The 16,852-nt window shown below is 64.2% G+C and carries 16 protein-coding genes; 1 reads left to right on the forward strand and 15 read right to left on the reverse strand.

Translation table 11 applies throughout. The annotated features are described in order from the left end of the window. Positions 1–282: 282 nt before the first annotated feature. From BJA_RS23800 to BJA_RS23820, 5 genes are all read right to left on the reverse strand, one after another. Positions 283–1,260: an HAD family hydrolase gene (locus BJA_RS23800; protein ID WP_049832412.1), complete on the reverse strand. Its 978-nt coding sequence runs from the start codon at positions 1,258–1,260 to the stop codon at positions 283–285. A 284-nt stretch (positions 1,261–1,544) separates the two neighbouring features. Further along, a complete protein-coding gene (locus BJA_RS23805; protein WP_038967256.1) occupies positions 1,545–3,221 on the reverse strand; it encodes an arylsulfatase in 1,677 nt (558 codons plus the stop codon). 100 nt (positions 3,222–3,321) lie between these two features. Continuing rightward, positions 3,322–4,317: a formylglycine-generating enzyme family protein gene (locus tag BJA_RS23810; RefSeq protein ID WP_011087510.1), complete on the reverse strand. Its 996-nt coding sequence runs from the start codon at positions 4,315–4,317 to the stop codon at positions 3,322–3,324. Between the two features lie 620 nt (positions 4,318–4,937). Continuing rightward, positions 4,938–6,323 carry a LysM peptidoglycan-binding domain-containing M23 family metallopeptidase gene (locus BJA_RS23815; protein WP_011087511.1) on the reverse strand — a complete coding sequence of 462 codons (1,386 nt, stop codon included), beginning with the start codon at positions 6,321–6,323 and terminating at the stop codon, positions 4,938–4,940. A 109-nt stretch (positions 6,324–6,432) separates the two neighbouring features. Continuing rightward, positions 6,433–7,083, reverse strand: a complete 651-nt coding sequence (locus BJA_RS23820) for a protein-L-isoaspartate(D-aspartate) O-methyltransferase (RefSeq protein WP_011087512.1) — start codon at positions 7,081–7,083, stop codon at positions 6,433–6,435. A 241-nt stretch (positions 7,084–7,324) separates the two neighbouring features. Between BJA_RS23820 and BJA_RS23825 the strand changes: the two genes are divergently transcribed. Continuing rightward, on the forward strand, positions 7,325–7,696 hold the full coding sequence (locus BJA_RS23825) for a response regulator (RefSeq protein ID WP_011087513.1): 372 nt from the start codon (positions 7,325–7,327) through the stop codon (positions 7,694–7,696). A 3-nt stretch (positions 7,697–7,699) separates the two neighbouring features. Here the strand turns inward: BJA_RS23825 and surE are convergent, their stop codons facing one another. The 10 genes from surE to BJA_RS23875 all read right to left on the reverse strand — a co-directional run bounded on the left by surE (position 7,700) and on the right by BJA_RS23875 (position 16,737). Further along, positions 7,700–8,467, reverse strand: coding sequence for a 5'/3'-nucleotidase SurE (gene surE / locus BJA_RS23830; protein WP_028171844.1), 768 nt, complete (start codon positions 8,465–8,467; stop codon positions 7,700–7,702). Between the two features lie 188 nt (positions 8,468–8,655). After that, complete coding sequence (locus BJA_RS23835) at positions 8,656–9,018, reverse strand: hypothetical protein (protein ID WP_011087515.1); 363 nt, start codon at positions 9,016–9,018, stop codon at positions 8,656–8,658. A gap of 94 nt (positions 9,019–9,112) precedes the next feature. Further along, entirely contained in the window at positions 9,113–10,444 is a 1,332-nt protein-coding gene (gene serS, locus BJA_RS23840; protein ID WP_011087516.1) for a serine--tRNA ligase, read from the reverse strand. Positions 10,445–10,654: 210 nt separating this feature from the next. Beyond that, complete coding sequence (gene tatC / locus BJA_RS23845; RefSeq protein ID WP_011087517.1) at positions 10,655–11,467, reverse strand: twin-arginine translocase subunit TatC; 813 nt, start codon at positions 11,465–11,467, stop codon at positions 10,655–10,657. Then, a complete protein-coding gene (gene tatB / locus BJA_RS23850) occupies positions 11,464–11,991 on the reverse strand; it encodes a Sec-independent protein translocase protein TatB (RefSeq protein WP_011087518.1) in 528 nt (175 codons plus the stop codon). The genes tatC and tatB overlap by 4 nt, the downstream gene beginning before the upstream one ends. A gap of 89 nt (positions 11,992–12,080) precedes the next feature. After that, positions 12,081–12,314 (reverse strand): twin-arginine translocase TatA/TatE family subunit, encoded by a 234-nt coding sequence (locus BJA_RS23855; protein ID WP_011087519.1) that lies wholly within the window; start codon positions 12,312–12,314, stop codon positions 12,081–12,083. A 166-nt stretch (positions 12,315–12,480) separates the two neighbouring features. Next, the gene (gene scpB / locus BJA_RS23860; RefSeq protein ID WP_028171841.1) at positions 12,481–13,233 is read right to left on the reverse strand and encodes an SMC-Scp complex subunit ScpB; all 753 of its coding nucleotides are present in this window, start codon (positions 13,231–13,233) and stop codon (positions 12,481–12,483) included. 21 nt (positions 13,234–13,254) lie between these two features. Then, positions 13,255–14,094, reverse strand: a complete 840-nt coding sequence (locus BJA_RS23865) for a segregation and condensation protein A (protein WP_011087521.1) — start codon at positions 14,092–14,094, stop codon at positions 13,255–13,257. Then, positions 14,091–15,119, reverse strand: a complete 1,029-nt coding sequence (gene nagZ / locus BJA_RS23870; protein ID WP_011087522.1) for a beta-N-acetylhexosaminidase — start codon at positions 15,117–15,119, stop codon at positions 14,091–14,093. The genes BJA_RS23865 and nagZ overlap by 4 nt, the downstream gene beginning before the upstream one ends. 46 nt (positions 15,120–15,165) lie before the next feature. After that, entirely contained in the window at positions 15,166–16,737 is a 1,572-nt protein-coding gene (locus BJA_RS23875) for an SPOR domain-containing protein (protein WP_063921470.1), read from the reverse strand. Between the last annotated feature and the right edge of the window lie 115 nt (positions 16,738–16,852).

A 16,852-nucleotide genomic window follows, 5' to 3' on the forward strand; every position in this document is an offset into this window, starting at 1 on the left:
TGCAATCTCCTAGCGGTTCGACGGATGCATCGAGATTTGGCGGTCGCGAACCCACCTTCCGTTTTAAGACCTGGTCCCGTCATCAGGCCTAAGCCTATCTCGAGACCGAAGGAATCGGAGTTTCGTCTACGGGCTGTAAGTAAGGCATGCTCCGGACCCGATGTCCGTTGTGAATTGGCCACATCTAAAAATATAGTCGGGTGCTATGCCAACGGCGTGCATTGAGCTTAATGGCTGGCTGCGCACTGCATTCGCGCAACCGTGGGTCTTACGATTTCACCTCTAATCAAACGAAAAGATACTCTTCCAGTCGTTCTTCATGTCCACAACGGTCCACCTGTTCAGCGCTGCAGCATCGAGAGCGACATCGAGCTTGCCGAAATGTGATTGGCGATCGTAGGCATATTCGCGTTCCGCATCGGTATGGTGGACGATCAGGCCGAACCGCGCGCCACTGGTACCGAGCGTCGCCCATTGCAGCATTTCGAGGTCGCCATCGGAGTTGCCGAAGGCGGCGATCGGACGCCGGCCGATGTGGCTATTGATCCCGATCGGTTTGCCGGCCTTGTCGTCGATGAAATCGATATCCGGCAAGCGAAATAGAACCGGCGTGCTGTCGCGCATCTCATACCGGGTCTTGATTGACGATCCGACGACCTGCTCGGGAGGCACGCCATAAATCGCCTCGGTCCATGGTCGCATGAATTCGACGCCGCCACCTGACACGATGAAGGTCTTGAAGCCGTTGGTGCGGAGGTAAGCGAGCAGTTCGAGCATAGGCTGATAGACAAGTTCGGTATACGGACGCTTGAAACGGCCATCACGCGCGGTCGCAAGCCAGTCTGTGACGATCTTCTCAAACTCCGCCGTCGTCATGCCGGCGTGAGTTACCGCCAGCAGCTCGGCCACGCCCTTCTCCCCGAAAGCTGCGAGCGCCTTCAAGTCGCCATTCAGCACTGCCGCGAAGGGCTGCTTGTCCTTCCATTCCGGATGCATAGGCGCAAGGACCTTCACGCGATCCAGCGCAAACGCCAGTTGTACATACATCGGCTGTTCGATCCAAAGCGTGCCGTCGTTGTCGAAGGTTGCGATGCGTTGATCGGGGGGCACGAAATAGGGTCCACCGTTCTCCGTGACCCGTGCGACGAAGTCGACGATCGAGGCTTTCGTCGGGCCCTCGTTCCAGGACGGCAGAGGACCGGCTTGCGTCTGGGCCATGGCGGACGTGGAACGCAGAGCGGCAGATAGAAACGGAAGCATCGCCAGAGACGAGAGCAGTGCGCGCCGGTCAAGGCGTGATCGCGTGATCTGTTTCATTGTCGATCCGTTTCGATCGTGCGGTCCCTACTGGCCAACATTGAAGCGGCCACAAGCGAAACTTCCGCTCAGCAGCAGATCGCGGCGTTTCATTCCGCCGTCCGATTACGGCGGAACGTCGTGGGATTCTTCTGGCGGACGCTTGTTACTCATGACGTGCTCCTCCTGTTTGCTCGCGATTCCGTTGGCGGGCGCCCTATGTCGGGCGCCCGCATCAAGCATCCGAGCTACTGGCTCGGGTGCCCCTGACCCTTCTTGAGCTGTTCCATGACCTGATCCAGGTTGTAGCTCGCGGGATCCTGAAGGGGTGGGAACTCCTTGTAGGATTCCAGCTCCTTCAGCCACAGCACCTGCCCGATGGGCAGCAGGTTCCAGTCGTATATGTAAGCCGTGACCGGCCCGGCGAGCGCGCCGCTGAACCAGAAACTCGCCTTTTTCTCATCGCCCCACGACGTCTCGAATGGATCGCGCTTGAGGTTAACCATGCCGGCTGCGAACTGGGTCTGGACTCCCGGCGAGAGGAAGCCCGTCGCGGTTTCGGGCGCGATCGCGAAATACATCTTCCAATTCTTGTAGCGCACCGCCGACGGGTGGCTGCTGGAATAGTAGAAGAAGGTATCGCGCGCCGACTTCTCCGAACGTCCCGAGAGGTACTCGGTCTGGTCGAAGCCATCGAGCCTGGTCTTGACGATGCCCGGATAGGCGCCGGCCATGATCCGCTTGTTCAGCGCATCGCCCTTGGCTCCGCCGGCGATATTGACAAGCGTGGGCAGCCAGTCGAGCGACGCGAAGATGTCGTTCTTGACCGTTCCAGGTTTGATGACACCCGGCCAGCGAATGACACACGGAGCGCGCATGCCGCCTTCCCAGGTGTTCATCTTCGAGCCCTTGAACGGGGTCGTGCCGCCGTCCGGGTAGGTGAACGTCTCGGCGCCGTTGTCGGTGGTGAACACGACGATCGTATTGTCGAGTTGGCCCATGTCCTGGAGCTTCTTCAGCACGTAGCCAATGTTGTCATCCATCTGCTTCATGCCGGCTTCGTTGACGCCCCAGTCCTTGCCACCCGGTTCGCCGACCATTGCCATGTACTTGTCGTTAAGCACGGTCGTCACATGCATGCGCGCCGGGTTGTACCAGACGAAGAAAGGCTTGCCCGTCGTCTTCGGGTCGTTGCGATCGATGAAGTCGATGACCTTGGCCGAGATTTCCTCGTCGACACCCTTCGATCGCTCGAGCGTCAGCGGGCCCTGGTCGATGCACTGCTGAGTCCTGGATGTACCATCCGACTTGCACGACAGGACGTTGCGCGGAGGCGTCAGGCAAACCGTCGTTAGCGGATCGACCGCGCCCGGTACTTCCGGGATACCGGGGATCGGCGTATTCTTGCATGGCGGGGCAACCGTCTGCTGGGTCGGGGACTTGTTGATGTCCGGGAAGCTCACGCCCTGCATCGCATCGAGGTGATATAGGTAGCCCCAGTATTCCTGGAAGCCATGCGCGGTCGGCAGCGCGTCGGTGTGGTCGCCGAGATGGTTCTTGCCGAACTCGCCGGTGTTGTAGCCGAGATCGAGCAGGAATTTCGCGATGGACGGGGTGCCGGGCCGCAGATAGGACGGGCTGCCGGGCAGTTGCGGAGGTATCATCCCGGTGCGCAGCGGATTCATGCCGGTGAAAAAGGCATTGCGGCCGGCCGTGCAGCTCTGCTCGGCGTAATAGTGCATGAAGATCGCGCCTTCGTTGCCGATGCGATCGATGTTGGGCGTTTCCCCGACCATCAGGCCGCGGTGGTAGATGCTCGGCTGCATCCAGCCGATGTCGTCGCCCATGATGAAGAGGATATTGGGTTTCTGTGCCGGCTGTGCGGTTGCCGGCGTGCTGGTCGGCCCGGACAGCGACATCAACATCGTCGCGCCAAGCAGCGATGCGCAGGACCGCTTGTGCCAACCAGGTGTCTTGCGTGACTTGTCGGGCAATATAGTACTCAACATGGTTACGCTCTCCTGTTTAATATGCGTCAGCGGCTCCTCGCCTGACGCACCGAAAGCCGAGATGACTCGTGGAAGTATCGATCGGCTCCGCATGCCGCGCAGCCGGCCGGTAGCGTCGGCAGTAATTCGGCGCGCACAAATGCGAGCCGCCTTTGATGACCTTTCGTGGAATCTTGACGTTGGTCGTTCTGGGGTCGTAGCTATCGGCCTCACGGCCGCCGCGCGGGTTCTCTGGAATGCAACAGGCTTTTGCAGCGTCGGCTTCATGCCGAGGCGAGTACCAGTCGGACGTCCACTCCCAGACGTTGCCGATCATATCGTGCAGCCCGTATCCGTTCGGCGGGAATGCGGTGACCGGCGAAGTCCGTTCGTATCCATCGTCCCTGGTGTTTTGGCGCGGAAATTCGCCCTGCCAGGTGTTGGCCATGTGGCGGCCGTCCGGCGCAAAAACATCTCCCCACGCGAACTCGGCGCCATCCAGCCCGCCGCGCGCCGCAAATTCCCATTCCGCTTCGGTCGGCAAATCCTTGCCAGCCCATCTTGCGTAGGCGAGCGCATCGCTGAAGGCCACATGCACCACGGGATGATCGTCCAGCCCACGGATGTCGCTGCCCGGCCCGTAGGGATGTCGCCAGTCCGCGCCCTTGGCGAAGGTCCACCACTGGCTGAAGTCCCGGAGACTGACCGGGTGCGCGGGCGGAGAGAACACCAGCGAGCCCGCGTAGATCATATGCGGGAGCATTCCGGGATAGTCCTTTGGATCGGGCGTGATCTCGGCAACGGTGACGTGGCCGGTAGCCTTGGCGAACGCCTTGAATTGCCGGTTCGTCACTGGATGGCAATCCATCCAGAACGCATCCACGGTGACGCGGTGAACCGGCGCTTCCTCCGGATAGTGCCGATCCGAACCCATGCGAAACGTGCCGCCCGGCACGTACAGCATCCCCTCACCTGCTGGTTGCTGGTACGATTGTCCGGAATCAGGCGACGATTTCGTATCAGCCAGCTTCATGCCGGTCTCCGCCCCGTGTGTCGTTGGCCTGCGCTGCTACGGAGGGGGAACGCCCGACTTCCAGGTTGATCTAGATCAAAGGGGCCCGGTCGGGTCATTCACGACGGCGCTGGATCGCCAGCAAGCCCTGCCATGTCCGCTGCGCCATCAAAACCGAAGCAGATTCAGAACATTAGGACATCGCACCGGCAGCCATCGGCTACTTTGTATGGGGTTGTTCTTCGATAATTTGATCGTCCGGTCACAAAAGCCTCAGGCCGAACCTGATCTCATTCTCTTTAGCGGCCTCGCGACCAACGCGTTCCAGGCTCCGACACCGGACCCTCGAATCATACGCGACGAACTCAGCGATTTTGAATGGTTCGGGATTCAGAGAGCTTGCCGGAAAAGAAGGAGCAAGCACAAACATTCCGCCGGAGCGAAATCGCATGAACGCGATCTGCTTCCGGCATTCGCCAAATTTTTTAATCCGAATTTTGCTGCGTGCTGATCTACGCCACAGTTCACGGCAGCGTCTCGGCCTAGCGACTGCTGTCTATGCAATACTGGATCGCCCGCTTTCGCGGGCAATGGCAGTTTCCTTGTGGCGATGGCCTGCCCTACTCCTCAGGCCCTACGCCTCACGCCCCGTTCAGGAATTGAAGCGGGTCAACCGGACTCGATCCCTTGCGGATCTCGAAGTGGAGCTGCGGCGACGCCACCTCTCCGGATTGACCCGACTTGGCAATGACCTGACCGCGCTTGATGGTATCGCCGCGCTTCACCAACAGCTCACTCGCATGGGCATATGCGGTGACGTAGCCGTTGGAGTGCCGAACCAGGACCAGATTGCCGTAACCTTTCAGCTCGTTGCCGGAATAGGCGACGACGCCGTCTTCAGCCGCCTTGACCGGCGTCCCCTCGGGCACAGCGAGATTGATGCCGTCGTTGGACTTGCCGTTGGTCTTGGCGCCGTAGGTCGTGACCACCTTGCCGCGCACCGGCCAGCGGAAAGTCGGCAGCGCGCTGGTGGTCTCCGCAGCTTTCGCAGGTGCCTCGACAGCCTTCTCTTCGACATTGGCGGTGGCCTGCGCCAGGCGCGCGCTCTGCACCGGCGCGGCGACAGCGGCCATCTTGGTGGCAGGCGCCGGAGCGGCCGCAACCGGCTGGAGTGTACCGGCGACCGGGGCTGCCCCGACTGGCGCAGCAACAGGTGCAGCGACGGCGGCGGTCTTCGCGCCGGGAACGGTCAGCTTGGTGCCGAGCTTGAGCTTCGCCGACGGATCGAGGCCGTTGGCGCGGGCCAGTTCAGCCGCCGAGATGTGATTCTTGCGGGCGATGCTGGCGAGCGTGTCGCCGCGGTTGACGAAGTGCATGCTCGGCGGCGCGGCGACGGCCGCAACCGGCTTCGCCGCCGGCGCCGCGGCGACGGGAGCCATCGCCGGCGCGGGTGCAGCCGCGGTCGCGCCCGGATGCGGGATGATCAGCTGCTGGCCTGGCGAGAGCGCACGTGGCCCCTTGTAGCCATTGGCGGCGAGGATCGCCTGCGGCGTGACGTGATAACGCTTGGCCAGCACGTCGAGCGTGTCGCTGGTGCCGACGATGATCTTGGTCCCGCCGGCCGGCTGGGCGGCCGCGACCGAGCGCGACGGCACGGTGGCCGTGGTCTCCAGATGCGGCTGCGCCGGGGGCGCGTAGGACCCGACGCCCCGCCCGCCACCGGACATCCCGCCGCCTGCCGCAACCGGATAGGATTGCGGCGCGGACACCGCCGGCGGCGGCAAGGGCTGCGACTGGTAATAACCGGGCTGCGTCTGCGGCCGCGAATATTGCGGCAACTCACGCTGCGGCGGCGGTGCCTGCTGCACCGAACCGGTCTGATCGGAGGCAAAAGGATTGGAGAAGTTCGACTGGGACAGCCGCGACGACATGTCGGCGCTGCACCCAGCGAAGCTGAAGGAGATCAGCGCCAGCACCGCGACCTGCGGTACGCGGCGCGAGTAAAGCAACTCGGCGACGACAGACATGGTTACTCACTCGTACGCAACAGAACTGGTCTTTTAAGTAAACACGCGCCGAGTAAATAACGGCTTAACCCTCCCAATAAGATGTTGGCCGCACAGCCAATCCGGAAATCTACAGCTCCCGCGCCACGCCGGGCAGTGCCGGCACGAAACGGACCTCGACGAGTTCCTTGCGGTCGATCCCGGTCGCGCTGCGGGTCAGACGGATCAGCGTCTGCACCCCCTGATGCGGGCCGACGGGCGCGATCAGGATGCCGCCCACCTCGAGCCGATCGACCAGGTTCTCCGGAATCTGCTCCATGGCGGCGGTGACGATAATGCGGTCGAACGGGCCGATATTGGCAGGCAGGTTGAGACCGTCGCCCAGCATCACCTCGACATTGTGATAGTCGAGCTTCTCAAGTCTGGCGCGTGCTGCGTCCGCGAGTTTGCGGTAGCGCTCGACCGTCAGCACCTGGCCTGCGAGCCGCGACAGCACGGCGGCCTGATAGCCGGAGCCCGTGCCGATCTCGAGCACGCGGTGCTGCTTCTGGAGCTGGAGCTGCTCGGTCATGTAGGCGACGACGAAGGGCTGGCTGATGGTCTGCCCGCACGCGATCGGCAGCGCGCTATCGCGATAGGCCACGTCGCGATCGGCCTCGTCGACGAACAGCTCGCGCGGCACCTCCTCCATGGTTCGCAGCACCGCCTGATCGCTGATGCCCCGACGCCTCAGCGTGAGCTGAAACATCATCTTTTCCGGCGGGTGCTGATGGGAGGTCATTGCTGCCAGTGTTGTCTCGTCAGGGTCCGGATCATCGCTTGCGGAGCTCAAGGGCTGGGGCAAGAATCCTGTTCCGGCTCAGGAACTCATGATAGCCTTTCGCCGAGGCATTTGACCACAAATTGGCTTGCAGCGGACTGGCTACGAAGGCCATTTTCAGGTGTCCGTTGGCCGAAACGCGCATTGCGTCGATTCGCGTTATCTGCGAACGTTTTCTTGATTGGGCAAGGACTCACCGACAATGACCGCGACAGGGCTTTCCGGCCGCTCTGTATTTCTCGTCGAAGACGAGGTGATGATCAGGATGATGGTCGCGGACATGCTGGAAGAGCTCGGCTACAAGGTCGCAGCTGAAGCCGGCGATATCCCCGAAGCGATGCGGCTCGCCGAAGCCACCCAGTTCGACATCGCCATCCTCGACGTCAACGTCAACGGCAAGGTGATCTCCCCGGTCGCCGACCTGATCAAGGCGAAGGGCTGCCCGTTCATCTTCGCCACCGGCTACGGCTCCTCCGGCCTGCCCGAGCAGTATCGCGACCGGCCCGCGCTCCAGAAGCCGTTCCAGCTCGATGCGCTCGGCAGGACCATCGAGGCCGCCCTTCGCGGCGACTAGCCGCTACTTCAGGGCCGCACCCAGTGCTTCGGAAAACGCTTCGTTGGTGCGGTCGAGCCTGAGCGGCGTGACCGAGACATAGCGCTCGCGCAGCGCCGCCAGATCAGTGCCCTCGGCGGGCGTATCCATCATCGCCGCGCGCTCGAAGCCGATCCAGAAATAGGGATTGTTGCGGCCGTCCCTGCGCTCGTCGATCCTGAGGAAGCCGAGATTGCGCTTGCCCTGGCGGGTGACGCGAATGCCGAGCACATCCTCAGGCGCGCAGGACGGGAAGTTGACGTTGATGACGGTCTCCTTCGGGATGCCGGCGGCCATCACCTTGCGCAGGATGTCGGGGCCGAACGTGCGCGCGGTGTCCCACGGCGGCCGCTCGCGGGTCTCGACGCTGAACTCCTGCGACAGCGCGAACGACGGCAGCCCCAGGATGGTGCCCTCCAGCGCGCCGGCGATGGTGCCGGAATAGACGACGTCCTCGGCGACGTTGCGGCCCTTGTTGACGCCCGACAGCACGAGATCGGGCGGCTTGGTGCCCAGGATATGGCGCGCGCCCATGATGACGCAGTCGGTCGGGGTGCCACGCACGGCGAAGTGCCGCGGCCCGACCTCGCGCAGGCGCAAGGGATCGTTCAGCGACAGCGAATGCGACACGCCGGACTGGTCGAGCTCGGGCGCCACCACCCAGACGTCGTCGGACAATGCCCGCGCGATCTCCTCCACGACCTTGAGGCCGGGAGCGTGAATGCCGTCGTCATTGGTGCAGAGAATGCGCATGCGAAAGGTCGATTCCTGAAGGGGTCTGAGCCGTCTTATCCGGCTGGGACCGATCAGGCAAACCGGCCACCGCGCAGATCTCATCTGTGATCCCGCTTATTGCCGCAGCGCAGCACGCGGCCGGCTTCGGTTCCCGACGCTTGCTTCCGGATGCCGCCCACCTGTTCGAGCCCGGTGCCCGTACAAGGCTAGCGGCGGATGCGCCATTGCGGCAGGAAGCGTGCGAGTCTGCCTTCGGCATACAACTTCATCGCCGGTACGACCGGACTGACAACCGGAGTCTCAATCACGCCGAGCGCCTCCAGCTCTGCAACGATCGGATCCGGCGCCGGCGTCTGCGGAAAACGCTCGCGTGCCACTGTCAGCGCCTTGTCGAAATCCGCAGCATTGACGCCGGGCTTGGCTCGCCGGCTCTGCACGAGATCCTCGTCCCAGAGCCGCGCGATCTCGATGTCGAGCACACCGCGCAGGCGCTGATCGACGGCCTGGATGCCGCAACCCGTCACCGCCCATTGTCTGCCAACCCAGAAGATGTCGCGGTGCAAGGCCATGAACGGTGGGTTCGCATTGACGGGTGGCCGTCAGGATAACCGCCCGCCTGATCTTCGCAACCAAACGTTTCTGCGTTTCAGCGAGCAATACGCCTCAGTCGCGCGAGATCACCTTCAATCCACCCATGTACGGCTGGAGCACGCTGGGGACCGCAATCGAGCCGTCCTCCTGCTGATAAGTCTCCATCACGGCGATCAGCGCGCGGCCGACCGCAGTGCCGGAGCCGTTCAGCGTATGCACGAAGCGCGGCTTGCCGTCCGGCCCGCGCGAGCGCGCATCCATGCGGCGCGCCTGGAAGTCGCCGCAGACCGAGCAGCTCGATATCTCGCGGAACATACCGCCGTCGCCCTGCCCGGGCATCCAGACCTCGATGTCATAGGTTTTTTGCGACGAAAAGCCCATGTCTCCTGCGCAGAGCGTCATCACGCGATAATGCAGGTCGAGCTTCTGCAACACCTGCTCGGCGCAGGACAGCATCCGCTCCAGCTCGTCCTTGCTCGCTTCCGGCGTCGTGATCGAGACCAGCTCGACCTTGGTGAACTGATGCTGGCGGATCATGCCGCGGGTGTCGCGCCCGGCAGCGCCCGCCTCAGCACGGAAGCACGGCGTCAGCGCGGTGAGCCGCATCGGCAGTTGCTTCTCGTCGAGGATGGATTCGCGCGCGAGGTTGGTCAGCGAGACTTCCGCCGTCGGGATGAGACCGAGGCGCTCTGTCTTCAGCCGCTCATGGTCGGGTGAGGCGAGCAGTTCGCCCTTGATCGCCCAGAACTGATCGTCCTCGAACTTCGGCAGCTGTCCGGTGCCGAACATCACCTCGTTGCGCACCAGCAGCGGCGGGTTGATCTCGGTGTAGCCGTGCTCGGTCGTGTGCAGGTCGAGCATGAACTGGCCGATCGCGCGCTCGAGGCGCGCGAGCCCCTTCTTCAGCACGACGAAGCGCGCGCCGGAGAGTTTTGCCGCCGCCTCGAAATCCATGTAGCCGAGCGCGTTGCCGAGATCGTCATGCAGCTTCGGCGCGAAGCCGTAGTTGCGCTTGTTGCCGAACACATGGTGCTGCACGTTGCCGTGCTCGTCGACACCGTCAGGCACTTCATCGAACGGAATGTTCGGGATCGCGGACAGCTCTTTCGTCAATTCTTCGTCGGCTGCCTTCGCGGCCGCCTCGAGCTGCGGCATCGTGGTCTTGAGCTCGGCGACTTCGGCCATCAGCGTGGCCGCGCGCGCCTCGTCCTTGGCCTTCTTGGCGTCGCCGATTTCCTTGGAGGCTGCATTGCGCCGTGCCTGCGCCTGCTCGGAGGCCAGGATCGCTGCGCGCCGCCTCTCGTCGATCGCGAGCAGCGAGGCCGACAACGGCTTCAGGCCACGCCGGGCGAGACCGGCGTCGAAGGCTTGCGGATTGTCGCGGATCGATTTGATGTCGTGCATGGCCGTGGTCCTGGATCAGCGCGTAAACCTACAACGGCAAACGTTGCAAGTTTGCATTGGCGCGCTTCCCCCTAGCACAGCTGTCATCGCCCGCGAAAGCGGGCGATCCAGTATTCCAGAGCCGACCGTGATTCCTCGACAGGCCGCGGCGTACTGGATTCCCCGCTCCAGTGCGCAATTGCGCACAAGGCGGGGAATGACACCGCGTCCCTACTCTGCCGGATTGGCCGGCGTCGACACGTCGGTGCCGGCCGCGGCCTGCGCGGCCGCCGCCTTCTTCTCCACCATCGCCACCGCGATGATCGAGCCCTCGTAGAGCGCCAGCAAGGGGATCGCGAGCGAGCACTGGCTCAGCACGTCCGGCGGGGTCAGCACGGCCGCGATCACGAAGGCGATCACGATGAAATAGCGGCGCTTCTCGCGCAGCATCTTCGAGGTGACGATGCCGATGCGACCGAGCAGCGTCAGGATCACCGGAAGCTGGAAGGCGATGCCGAAGGCGAAGATCAGCGACATCATCAGCGACAGGTATTCGCCGACCTTGGGCAGCAGCTGGATCTGGGCGGTCTCGTCGCTGCCGGCCTGCTGCATGCCAAGCGAGAAGCGGACCAGCATCGGCAGCACGACGAAATAAACCAGCGCCGCACCCAGCACGAAGAAGAACGGGGTCGCGACCAGATAGGGCAAGAAGGCCTGCTTCTCGTGCTTGTAGAGCCCGGGCGCGACGAACTTGTAGATCTGCGTCGCCACGATCGGGAACGAGATGAAGCCGGCGCCGAACAGCGCGAGCTTGAGCTGCGTGATGAAATATTCCAGCAGCGCCGTGTAGATGAATTTCGAATTCTCGGGTCCTGCGACCCACACGAAGGGCCAGACCAGCACGTTGTAGATCTGCTTGGCGAAGAAGAAGCAGAAGATGAAGGCCACGCCAAAGCCGAGCAGCGCCTTGATCAGCCGCGAGCGCAGCTCGATCAAATGGTCCATCAGCGGGGCTTTGCTGGCCTCGATATCGGCGTCGCTCATGACGCTTTGGCGTCCTTGATCGCTTCGGATGGCGCGGTGTCTTGCGCAACGACCGGCGCCTGCTCGACCTCACGGGTGATGGCGAGCGGCTCGTTCACCGCGGCATGGGCTTCCGCTTCCACGAAGGTTTCCGGCGTTGGGGCTTCCGGGGTTGTTGGAGTCGTCAGCGCCTCACTTGAGGTCGCCGGCGCTTCGATGGCAGTTGTTGAGGACGTCTCGGCTGGCTTGTCGAGCGCATCGACGCGAAGCGCGTCGCTGACGTCCTTCTGGAGCGAGGTCATCAGATTGTTTCCGGCAAAGCCGGAGGCGGCTTCCTTGACCTCGTCGAAGCTCTTCTTGAGGTCGGCCATCTCGGCCTCGCGCATCGCCTCCTGGAATTGGCCCTGGAATTCGGCGGCCATCTTGCGGGCCTTGCCCATCCACTGCCCGACCATGCGCAGAACGCCCGGCAGCTCTTTCGGGCCGATGGCGATCAAGGCCACGACCCCGATCAGGACCAGTTCACTCCACCCGATGTCGAACATGAGGTCTTCCGTTCACGCCAGCAGCAAGCCGGCCCAATCCCTCGCGCGCAGGATCGGGGCCGCTACCCGCGTCTCGCGTGCTCTCTGGCTCAGACGGCCTTGCTGCCGACGTCGGAGCGTGCCGCGGTCGGCGCGGCATTGTGCTCGATGGACTTGGCCGGCTCAGGCTTGTCAGCGGGCTTGTCGTCGTCCTGCATGCCCTTCTTGAACGCCTTGATGCCCTGCGCCACGTCGCCCATCAGATCCGAAATCTTCCCGCGGCCGAACAGCAGCAGGACCACTGCGATCACCAAGATCCAGTGCCAAATGCTGAGTGAACCCATCCTGCAACCCTCCAAACGCGCATGGCCGGGGACCCGGCCGATCTTCACCGGAACGTAGGCTCCGCAGGCCTCAAAAACAAGGACCAGCCGGCGCCAATTCGCTGTTGGCGCTACGTAATCTTGCTAGTGTTAACCGGTCGCAGGGGGCCCGTAATTGGCCGGGAGGTTAGTCCTCGCTGCCGCCCTCGCCGCCCTCATTGCCACCTTCCGGCGGGCTCTCGGGCTCAACCGCAGGTGCCAGCGCGAGATCGAGGTCCTCGCCCGGTTCCAGCGGATCCTCGTCTTCGCGCAATTGCGGGTCATCGGACGGCGTCGGCACGCTGAATCCGGTCGGCAGGCGCGAATCCAGCAGGCCCGTGCCCTTCAGCTCTTCCAGGCCCGGCAGATCGCCCAGCTGTTCCAGGGTGAACTGCGACAGGAAGTCCTCGGTGGTTCCGAAGGTCAAGGGACGGCCCGGCGTCTTGCGCCGGCCGCGCGGCTTGATCCAGCCGGTCTCCAGCAGCACGTCGAGCGTGCCCTTCGAGGTGACGACGCCGCGGATCTCCTCGATCTCGGCGCGCGTCACAGGCTGGTGATAGGCGATGATCGCCAGCACCTCGATCGCCGCGCGCGACAGGCGGCGGGTCTCGGTGCTCTCCCGCGTCATCAGCCAGGCGAGATCGCCGGCGGTGCGGAAGGTCCATTTGTTGGCGACGCGCACGAGGTTCACGCCACGCGAGGCATAATCAGCCTGCAACTGCTCGAGCGCGGCCTTGACGTCCACGCCATCGGGCATGCGCTTGGCCAGCGTCGCGGTATCCAGCGGCTCGCTCGACGCAAACAGCAGCGCTTCCAGCAGCCGCAGTTCTTCAGGACGCGCCTGGGATTCGTTCTCCATCGGCTCGGCCTCGTCTACCCGCACTTCAGCCAGGCTTGCCATGGCAGATTCTCCTTCTTGCACTTAAGCGACCGGCGCATCGGGCGCGGGAGCTGCGTCAGGGACCGGTTTGGGACGCCCCTTCCGGAAATAGATCGGCGCAAACGCCTCTTTCTGGTTCAGCTCGAGCTGACCTTCGCGCACCAGCTCCAGCGCGGCGGCGAAGCTCGAGGCGAACACCGTGGCACGCTGCGTCGGATCGGCGACGTGCCGGATCAGGAAGTCGTCGAGCACGCCCCAGTCATCCTGTTCGCTGATGCTGCCGACCAGCCGCTCCAGCGTGGCGCGCGCCTCGGCGAGCGACCACACCGTACGCTTGGCCAGATGCACGCTCGCCAACACGCGCGACTGGCGCTGCGAGGCATAGGCGGTGAGCAGGTCGTACAGCGTCGCGGTGTATTTCGGATGCTTGATCTCGGCGATCTGTTCGGGCTCGCCGCGCGGGAAGATATCGCGCTGCAATTGCGGCCGGTTCATCAGCCGGTTGGCGGCTTCACGAATGGCTTCCAGCCGGCGCAGGCGGTTGGCAAGCGCGGTCGCCATCTCTTCGGCGCTCGGCCCTTCCGCGCTCGGCGGCTCCGGCAGCAGCAGGCGCGACTTCAGGAAGGCGAGCCACGCGGCCATCACGAGGTAGTCGGCGGCGAGCTCGAGCCGGATCTTTCGCGCGGCTTCGATGAAGTGGAGATACTGGTCGGCCAGCGCCAGGATCGAGATCTTGGCGAGATCGACCTTCTGCTGCCGCGCCAACGCGAGCAGGAGGTCGAGCGGGCCTTCATAGCCCTCGACGTCCACCACCAACGCCGGCTCACCCTCGGCGAGCTCTGCGGGCCGCCCGGTTTCAAACGATAGGATTTCTGCGGTCATGCGGATGCCGTGTTTGCCCGTGCGATCAATGCGTCCAGTTCGGCGCGTGCGGCCGCCCGGTCGAATGGCTGCGGCGCCTTGCGCGCCGCGAGCGCGGCTGTCGCCCGCTCCAGCGCCTTGCCGGACAGTTCAGGCGTCTGGCCGGCGACCTCGCGCATCTCCTCGATGTTGCCGTTGCAATGCAGAGCCATGTCGCAGCCGGCCGCGAAGATGGCGCGGGTCCGATCGGCAATGCTTCCCGCCAGCGCGTTCATCGACACGTCATCACTCATTAACAAACCCTGGAACCCGATTGCGCCGCGAATCACCTGAGCAATCATTGTCGCAGATGTCGTCGCCGGATGGGCGGGGTCGACCGCGCTAAACACAACATGTGCAGTCATGGCCATCGGCAGGTCCGCCAGCGGCTTGAACGCCGCGAAGTCGGTCCGCTCCAGCTCGTCCCTGGGCGTGTCGACGGTCGGCAGCTGGAAATGGGTATCGGCGGTGGCGCGGCCGTGGCCGGGAATGTGCTTGAGGACCGGCAGCACGCCACCCTGCTCCAGGCCCTCGGTCACCGCGCGCGCGATCGCCGCGACCTTGCCAGGTTCGGTGCCATAGGCCCGGTTCCCGATGACGGCATCCGCGCCCTGAACCGGCACGTCAGCCAGCGGCAAGCAATCCACGGTAATGCCGAGATCGGCGAGATCGGCCGCGATCAGCCGCGCGCTGAGGCGTGCCGCGGTGAGCCCGAGCGCCGAATCACTGTCGTACAGATTCGCGAATACGGCGCCCGGCGGATAGACGGGCCAGTGCGGCGGACCCAGCCGCTGCACCCGTCCACCCTCCTGATCGATCAGGACGGGGGCGTCGGGTGCGTTCGCAACCGCGCGCAATTCTGCAACCAATGCAGCAACTTGAGCCGGCGTGGCGATATTGCGCTTGAAGAGGATGAAGCCCCATGGGCGCTCGGCACGGATAAACTCCCGCTCGGCGGCGGTCAGTTCCGTTCCGGATACGCCGGTAATGAAGGCCCGCGTGCTCATAAGGGCCGATTAACCCTGCCCCGCGAGGGGGTCAAGGAAACGGCCGTTAATTCCTCTGGACGAAGCAGGCCGACAAGCCTGCGGACTTCAGGCTGTTGCAAGCCTGCGTCGCTTCCTCGGCTGAGCCATAGGGCCCCGCGAAGGCGCGATAGACGATGCCCTTGCCCTTGTCGGTGAGATCGACCCGCTTGATCACCGGCGAGCGCGATCCGAGCACGCTGCCGTACTTGCTCTGAAGCACCCGGTACGACGCGGCGGCGCTGTCCTCGCTCTGCTGCGAGGAGACCTGCACAATGTAGCCGCTGCCGCCACTGCTGGCGGGCGCGATCTGCGTCGGATTGGTCGCAGCCATCCGTTGCGGCGGCTCGGCTGCGGGCGCCGATTGCGGTGCCAGCGAGAGCGGCTGGTTGGCGCTGGCATTGGCCGAGGTCGGCGGCGTGCGCGGCCCGGGCGGCGCAGCGACCGGCTTCGGCGGAGTAGCCGACTTGGCAGCAGCGGCCGATTGCGGCGTGGCGCTATCGGTCTGATCGCCCCTCACGGCCACGGTCCGGATCGTGCGCGGCGAATTGTTCGGCAGCGTACCGTTGCTCGGAATCGGACCGGCGCTCGGCGGCGGGATCGTGGACGGCGACACGCTCGCCACCGGCGGCGGGTTCGCATTCGGGTTCAGCGGCGGGAACACCACGCGGGGACCGCCCGCCTTGGCGTTGACGTCAACAGGCGCTTCCTCGCGCGGCACGATCTTCTCGGCGCCATCGCCGCTGACCATGCGATCGGGCACCTTGGCCGAGGAATCCGTCGGCGCGGGCACGATCTTGGTCGGCGTGTTGTCGGCCTTGATGATCGGCGGCTCGCCGCTGCGGGGCGAGCCGACATAGGTCTTGTAGGCGAAGGCCGCGCCAGTGCCGACCACGGCGAGCGCCAGGATTGCCGCAACTGTCATCATGCCGCCGCGCTGCTTCTTCGGCTCGTCGAGATCGGCCTCGGGATAGTCGCTCTGGAATGCGTAGGGATCGTCCGGATAGGCCGGATCGCGCTGATAGTCCTGCTCACCCGCCTCCAGCTTGCCGTAGAGCGCATCGTCATAGCGCGACGGATCGGGCTGCGCGTATGGCTCCTGGTAGGCCTGCTCCTGCTGATAGGCTTGATCCTGCTGATAAGCCGGAGCCTGATGAGGCTGATCTTGATAAGCGTGGTCCTGATAGGCCTGCGGCTGATGGAAATCAGGCTCGGGCGCGGTCGGCTGGGCTGAATAGCGATGCAACGGATGAACCGGGTTCACGGAGACGGGGTAGTCAGGCTCCGGCGCGGGTGCCGGCTGCGGCTGCACGTTGGCGCGCCGCATCCATGAGGGCGGCCCGGGCGGAGCCGACGGCGCCTGCGCGGCATAGTCCTGCTGGTCATCGTCCTGACGATAGTCGTCTTCCTGATAGCTGTGGGCGGGCGCCGGTGCGGCCGGCGGGCGCGCGGTGGGCCGCCCCTGCGCTGCAAATGGATCGGTCTGTCCGATCAGACGGGCGAGCTCGGCCAAGGGATCATTTTCCGCCTTCCCATGCTGATCGCCGCCGCGACCATAGTCATCGGAAGGAAACGGTCTGTCCTGATATCGTTCGGCCATCGTGATGATGCGTCCCTTCGGGAAAGTCGCGCGCCCCCTCGACCAAGGCACGGCTTTCGACCCACAAGGCTTTCAACCAAGTCTAAGCGGTCCGGCTTCTGCCGGTTACCCCCGA

The organism is Bradyrhizobium diazoefficiens USDA 110, from assembly GCF_000011365.1.
Lineage (GTDB): Bacteria > Pseudomonadota > Alphaproteobacteria > Rhizobiales > Xanthobacteraceae > Bradyrhizobium > Bradyrhizobium diazoefficiens.

What these genes read in the sequence shown, in the direction of transcription:
- BJA_RS23815 (WP_011087511.1), bottom strand. Translation starts at nt 6,323, where the DNA reads ATGTCTGTCGTCGCCGAGTTGCTTTACTCGCGCCGCGTACCGCAGGTC.
- serS (WP_011087516.1), bottom strand. Translation starts at nt 10,444, where the DNA reads ATGCACGACATCAAATCGATCCGCGACAATCCGCAAGCCTTCGACGCC.
- BJA_RS23805 (WP_038967256.1), bottom strand. Translation starts at nt 3,221, where the DNA reads ATGTTGATGTCGCTGTCCGGGCCGACCAGCACGCCGGCAACCGCACAG.
- nagZ (WP_011087522.1), bottom strand. Translation starts at nt 15,119, where the DNA reads ATGAGCACGCGGGCCTTCATTACCGGCGTATCCGGAACGGAACTGACC.
- BJA_RS23810 (WP_011087510.1), bottom strand. Translation starts at nt 4,317, where the DNA reads ATGAAGCTGGCTGATACGAAATCGTCGCCTGATTCCGGACAATCGTAC.
- BJA_RS23800 (WP_049832412.1), bottom strand. Translation starts at nt 1,260, where the DNA reads ATGCTTCCGTTTCTATCTGCCGCTCTGCGTTCCACGTCCGCCATGGCC.
- BJA_RS23835 (WP_011087515.1), bottom strand. Translation starts at nt 9,018, where the DNA reads ATGGCCTTGCACCGCGACATCTTCTGGGTTGGCAGACAATGGGCGGTG.
- BJA_RS23865 (WP_011087521.1), bottom strand. Translation starts at nt 14,094, where the DNA reads ATGACCGCAGAAATCCTATCGTTTGAAACCGGGCGGCCCGCAGAGCTC.
- BJA_RS23875 (WP_063921470.1), bottom strand. Translation starts at nt 16,737, where the DNA reads ATGGCCGAACGATATCAGGACAGACCGTTTCCTTCCGATGACTATGGT.
- tatC (WP_011087517.1), bottom strand. Translation starts at nt 11,467, where the DNA reads ATGAGCGACGCCGATATCGAGGCCAGCAAAGCCCCGCTGATGGACCAT.
- tatB (WP_011087518.1), bottom strand. Translation starts at nt 11,991, where the DNA reads ATGTTCGACATCGGGTGGAGTGAACTGGTCCTGATCGGGGTCGTGGCC.
- BJA_RS23825 (WP_011087513.1), top strand. Translation starts at nt 7,325, where the DNA reads ATGACCGCGACAGGGCTTTCCGGCCGCTCTGTATTTCTCGTCGAAGAC.
- scpB (WP_028171841.1), bottom strand. Translation starts at nt 13,233, where the DNA reads ATGGCAAGCCTGGCTGAAGTGCGGGTAGACGAGGCCGAGCCGATGGAG.
- BJA_RS23820 (WP_011087512.1), bottom strand. Translation starts at nt 7,083, where the DNA reads ATGACCTCCCATCAGCACCCGCCGGAAAAGATGATGTTTCAGCTCACG.
- BJA_RS23855 (WP_011087519.1), bottom strand. Translation starts at nt 12,314, where the DNA reads ATGGGTTCACTCAGCATTTGGCACTGGATCTTGGTGATCGCAGTGGTC.
- surE (WP_028171844.1), bottom strand. Translation starts at nt 8,467, where the DNA reads ATGCGCATTCTCTGCACCAATGACGACGGCATTCACGCTCCCGGCCTC.